Below are 4837 nucleotides of genomic sequence, written 5' to 3'. Positions count from 1 at the left end.
TTAATTGAGGGAATGAATACCAAAATAAAGCTTATTAAAAGAATAAGTTATGGATTTACCAATTTTGAACATCTTCGACTTAAGCTGTTTGCTTGCTTTAATTCATAACAAAAATTAACACACGAAAACCAGAAGAGCCTGGGCTAGAATTATCTGCCATTTGGCAAACGATTTTTTGAGCCTTGTCTTGAAGAGTAGGTGGCATCAACTTCTCTATCTTAGACCGCATCTCCCCAATATTTTTGCCTTGATAAAAAGTTATAAATCCTAGTATTACGGTGGCAATAGCGGCAAGGCTTGCAATGATAATGCCAGCCGCCTCTATTTTTGTGATCTGGAGCTTACTATTGCTCATTGACCCAACCTCTTCCTCGCCCCCTTAACACTTCCAAGCTGCTTCAGTGCCATCCCTGCCATCAAACAGACCCCACCTGTTATCTAAACTTTCCTCCAAATGACAAAACTCTTGACCTAACGAAGTTTCGGCGATTTCATCCGTGTAATTGTCCCCCAAGTAATCTGATTATTTCCCCCTTATTCACCTATCCCTACTCTATCTCCGATAATCTCAACCAATGAGGTTTTTTTCACAAAATTTAACGATTAGCCGACAACGAATCGCAGAAATATCTAGCGATCGCTAAAGTGCTTAACAAAAGAAATTATAATCTTATCGATTTTAACCGTGCCACTATCCAAAGGAATAGATTAGATTTCTTGCAAAGACCAATGAGAGTAAATTACCGATCGATCACCCGAACTTTTTCCTTATCGGTAAAGATCGGGCGATTTGCCCATTCTTGCCATTCCTAATACATCCGAGATCGCCCGTCCTGTCGAATTTATCTTTAGTTATAGGCCGACATTCCGCACATCTTCATATACTTTTATATATTTTTACATTCCCCAAGATGTTTTGACGAAAAACCTTCATTGTAGAAACTACTATTGAGAACATTTTCAATAATTGATTTTTTCTGAGAAAAAAAATTACAATTCTTCACCTTGATAAAAATCTAAGTAGCTGGTTATAATTAAATTAAAAATGGATTTTAGGTTCGATCCCCCCTGCCCCCCTTGATAAGGGGGGTGCCGATAGGCGGGGGGATCCCCCCTTAATCCCCCCTTAATAAGGGGGGCATCTGATAATTTTTAACGCCTACCTTACCTACTTATCATTGTAGCTATAATCGGTTCTTCGTTACTTGGTATGGTTCGATAGGATGGCATAAATCGACTAAATCCTTATCTGGCAAGAGATTTAATTGATTAGTTCGCTCTAGATCGAAAACAATTGACAAAAATCGCCAAATGTCTTTCTGTATAAGAGTTTCATTCCTTATAATCCTGTACGTTGCATAAGACAAACCGAAGAACCCTATAATCTTTACTGGCAATGGGTTTTAAGCAATATATTAGTAAAAATCATCAATTGAATGTTAAGAAATGCGGAAAGTGGGTCAACAAGGTTTTTAGATTTATTCAGCAAACCCTAACTATCCCCGTACAATTATCAATTATCAGCATATCGATCATAAACCTTGAGATAGGTTGCACACCATGAGCGAATACCAATATTACGAATTCCAAGCTATCGATCGCCCCCTCACCCAAGAGGAAAGGGCTGCCATAGGCGAGCTATCGAGCCGCGTCAAACCGACGGCAACGAGTGCCAGTTTCACCTATAGTTACGGCAATTTTCGGGGGGATCCCAAACAGGTGCTGGCTCGGTATTTCGATATCATGTACTACATCGCCAACTGGGGAACACAGCAATTAATGTTTCGTTTTCCCACATCCCTGATCAACCGAGAAGCAATTGAACTTTACTGTATTGATGATTATATCAGCTTATCTTTTGCGGGAGATTGGGCAATTTTAGATTGGGAATTTAGTCAAGAAGAGGGTTTTAATGACTGGATAGAAGGAGAAGGGATTCTATCGGAATTGATAGGATTACGCCAAGAAATTCTCCAGCAAGACTATCGAGGATTATATTTAGCCTGGCTGAAAGCTATTGACTTATCGGAGGGATATATAGACATCGATAAGACCCAACTAGAACCTCCTCTACCCCCCGGACTAAATCAACTTTCTGCATCTCAAAAGGCTTTTACAGAAATCTTTGAATTGGACGAACACTTATTAAATGTTGCTTGTGCATCCAGTGGTAAACTAACAACTATCTCTAAGCAAACTTGGCAACAAGCTATTAGCCAATTATCGGCTTCTGAACGCCAAGATTTCCTATTAAGACTGGCTAAAGGAGAACATAATTTATCTGCTAAATTCAAACAAAAGCTGTCTCAATTAATCCCTACTTCTCCCCCCTCTAACCAGGCTCGACGCACGGTTCAAGAACTTCTTGAGGCTGCTGCTGAGGAAGGAAAAAAGGCAGAAAAACGGCGACAACAAGAAGCGGAAGCCAAGCGAATTGAGGAACTACAAACTTTAGCTAAACGGGAAGCGCAAGTTTGGCAGCAAGTCGAGTCCCTAATTCAGAAAGCCCAGTCTAAATCCTACGATGAGGCTGTTAAATTGTTGGTCAAATTAAGAGATTTAGCCGAATATCAAAACGGGTTGCCCGTTTTCCAAGAGCGCCTGAACCAGATTTACGAACAGTACAGTAACCGGTCTGGGTTGAAGAGGAGGTTACAGGAAATAGGACTTACCGACAGTAAGTGAATCGCTCTTGAATTTTCGGCGGCTGCATCTCAATTTGGTCGAAATATCTATATTACATTTTGGGCGCACGCAGTTCGATCAACTCACTGACCACGATGCGCCCCTATCATTGGCACAATAACTGACAAGCGCTCGGCTTTTCCTCCGGGGTAACGTAGAACGTGATCCGAAGGAATCTTTTTCACTGGAAAGACGATCTGTTAATGTACGGCTGTAATGCCTGATTGTGTCCTATAGGTCTAATAAAGTTGTTAAGTATTGCCGTTATCGATCGACATCGGGTTAGCTTGGAGATAGCAGTGAGCATTCAGCTTTAAACACTTAATAACTGCTAACCGAATCACTGATAAGGGGGTTTTTTCATGGCTTTTAGCCGTTCTAGCGGTATTTTGCTTCATCCCACCAGTCATCCTGGCCGTTACGGGATTGGAGAACTAGGTAGGGAAGCCTATCAATTTATCGATTTTTTGGCTCAAAGTGGTCAAAAACTCTGGCAAATTCTCCCTTTAGGCCCGACAGGGTACGGTAACTCTCCCTACATGAGTTTTAGTGCCATTGCTGGCAATCATCTCCTGATTAGTCTCGATCTTCTTCGGGAAAAAAACCTGCTTAGTGAGGCAGATTTCGAGGATATTCCCGATTTTCCCCTCGATCAAGTGGATTTTGATAAATTGATCGCTTGGAAAATTCCTCTACTTAGAAAGGCGGCGAGCAATTTTGTCAAGGGTTCTGACACAATTCTTTACAAACAGTTTGCTGGCTTTTGTGCTGGCAATGCCGATTGGTTAGAGGATTACGCCCTATTTATGGCCCTATCCCACGCTTACCCGGGTAAAGTATGGATGGAATGGCCGACAGAAATTCGTGAACGTCATTGGGGTGCGTTGGAAACACCGAAACAGGAGTTACAAGAGGAGATTTTTCTGCACAAATTCCTGCAATTTGAGTTTTTTGAGCAGTGGTTAGCCCTAAAACGCTATGCTAACTCCCTCGGTATCGAGATTATCGGTGATATCCCCATTTATGTCTCCCATAATAGTGCCGATGTTTGGGCAAATCCGCAGGTTTTCCGACTAGATCCCCAAACCGGTAATCCCTTGGAAGTGGCGGGGGTTCCCCCGGATTATTTCTCAGAAACGGGGCAATTATGGGGAAATCCTCTCTATAACTGGGATTATCTCAAAAATACGGGCTTTGACTGGTGGGTACGCCGTTTAAAAGCGGTTCTTTCCCTAGTCGATATCATCCGTATCGATCATTTTCGCGGATTAGAAGCCTATTGGGCGGTGGCTTTTGGCCAGGAAAACGCTATTAATGGTCGTTGGCTGAAGGCCCCGGGTTATGATCTCTTTAATACTATTGGCGCTCGTTTAGGTAAATTGCCGATTATTGCCGAAGATTTGGGCGATATTGACCAAGCAGTCTTAGATTTTCGCGATCACTTTGCCTTCCCCGGGATGAAGATTCTCCACTTTGCTTTTGGGGGTGATGCGGGTAATCCCTATCTTCCTTTCAACGTCGAACGCAACTGTGTGATTTATACCGGCACTCACGATAATAATACCACTGTGGGCTGGTTTCAGGATAACGCCAATGACTACGAAAAAGCGCGACTATATCAATATCTTGGCGCTCCCAGTGGTCAGGGAGTGGCTTGGGATCTGATTCGACTGGCCTATAGTTCCGTGGCTAATCAGGCGATCGTACCGTTACAGGATGTGTTAGGTTTAGGATCGGATGCGCGGATGAATACCCCCAGTGTCGCAGAAGGGAATTGGTCATGGCGCTATCGTCAGGAGGCTTTAACCGGAGAATATAGCGAGAGATTGCGAGATTTAGTCAATCTTTTTGGCAGAAATCGTTAAATAGGGTTTGCTGAAAAAGCTTTTCCTGGGGGCAGGGTGTGGGGTGTGGGGTGTGGGGTGTGGGGTTTTACCGATTTTGAGGTAGTCAATTACCTAATTTTCAGGGAAAAAGTACCTGAATTTTCCCCCCGATCCCCGCAACGGCTGGCACTTTTTGAGGAAAAAAAAAGTCTAAAAGTCTTATCCAACAAGGTTTTTAGATTTATTCAGCAGACCCTACCTAATTTTCAGGGAAAAAGTACCTCAATTTTCCCCCTGATCACTCCCATGCCTGGTACTTTTTGATT

4 protein-coding genes are annotated in these 4837 nt (G+C 42.7%); 3 read left to right on the top strand and 1 reads right to left on the bottom strand.

The window, feature by feature from the left end; all coding sequences use genetic code 11:
- Positions 1–108, top strand: a 108-nt coding sequence (locus tag O9295_RS13595) for a transposase (protein ID WP_287672724.1), incomplete at its 5' end; no start/stop codon positions are given.
- Here the strand turns inward: O9295_RS13595 and O9295_RS13590 are convergent.
- Positions 98–355 carry a hypothetical protein gene (locus tag O9295_RS13590; RefSeq protein ID WP_288033325.1) on the bottom strand — a complete coding sequence of 86 codons (258 nt, stop codon included), beginning with the start codon at positions 353–355 and terminating at the stop codon, positions 98–100. The two genes, O9295_RS13595 and O9295_RS13590, sit on opposite strands and share 11 nt — an antisense overlap.
- Before the next feature lie 1205 nt (positions 356–1560).
- Here O9295_RS13590 and O9295_RS13585 point away from each other — a divergent pair.
- Positions 1561–2685, top strand: a complete 1125-nt coding sequence (locus O9295_RS13585) for a hypothetical protein (RefSeq protein ID WP_288033324.1) — start codon at positions 1561–1563, stop codon at positions 2683–2685.
- A 362-nt stretch (positions 2686–3047) separates the two neighbouring features.
- Entirely contained in the window at positions 3048–4550 is a 1503-nt protein-coding gene (gene malQ / locus O9295_RS13580) for a 4-alpha-glucanotransferase (RefSeq protein ID WP_288033323.1), read from the top strand.
- Positions 4551–4837 lie beyond the last annotated feature (287 nt).

Origin of the sequence: Microcystis sp. LE18-22.4A, from assembly GCF_027531105.1 — a bacterium.
GTDB lineage: Bacteria > Cyanobacteriota > Cyanobacteriia > Cyanobacteriales > Microcystaceae > Microcystis > Microcystis aeruginosa.
The sequence above is the reverse complement of the archived record's forward strand: the minus strand, read 5'-3'. Positions and strand labels throughout refer to the sequence as shown.

Bases quoted from the DNA above. Each gene is read 5' to 3' on its own strand.
- malQ (WP_288033323.1), top strand. From the start codon at position 3,048: ATGGCTTTTAGCCGTTCTAGCGGTATTTTGCTTCATCCCACCAGTCAT.
- O9295_RS13590 (WP_288033325.1), bottom strand. From the start codon at position 355: ATGAGCAATAGTAAGCTCCAGATCACAAAAATAGAGGCGGCTGGCATT.
- O9295_RS13585 (WP_288033324.1), top strand. From the start codon at position 1,561: ATGAGCGAATACCAATATTACGAATTCCAAGCTATCGATCGCCCCCTC.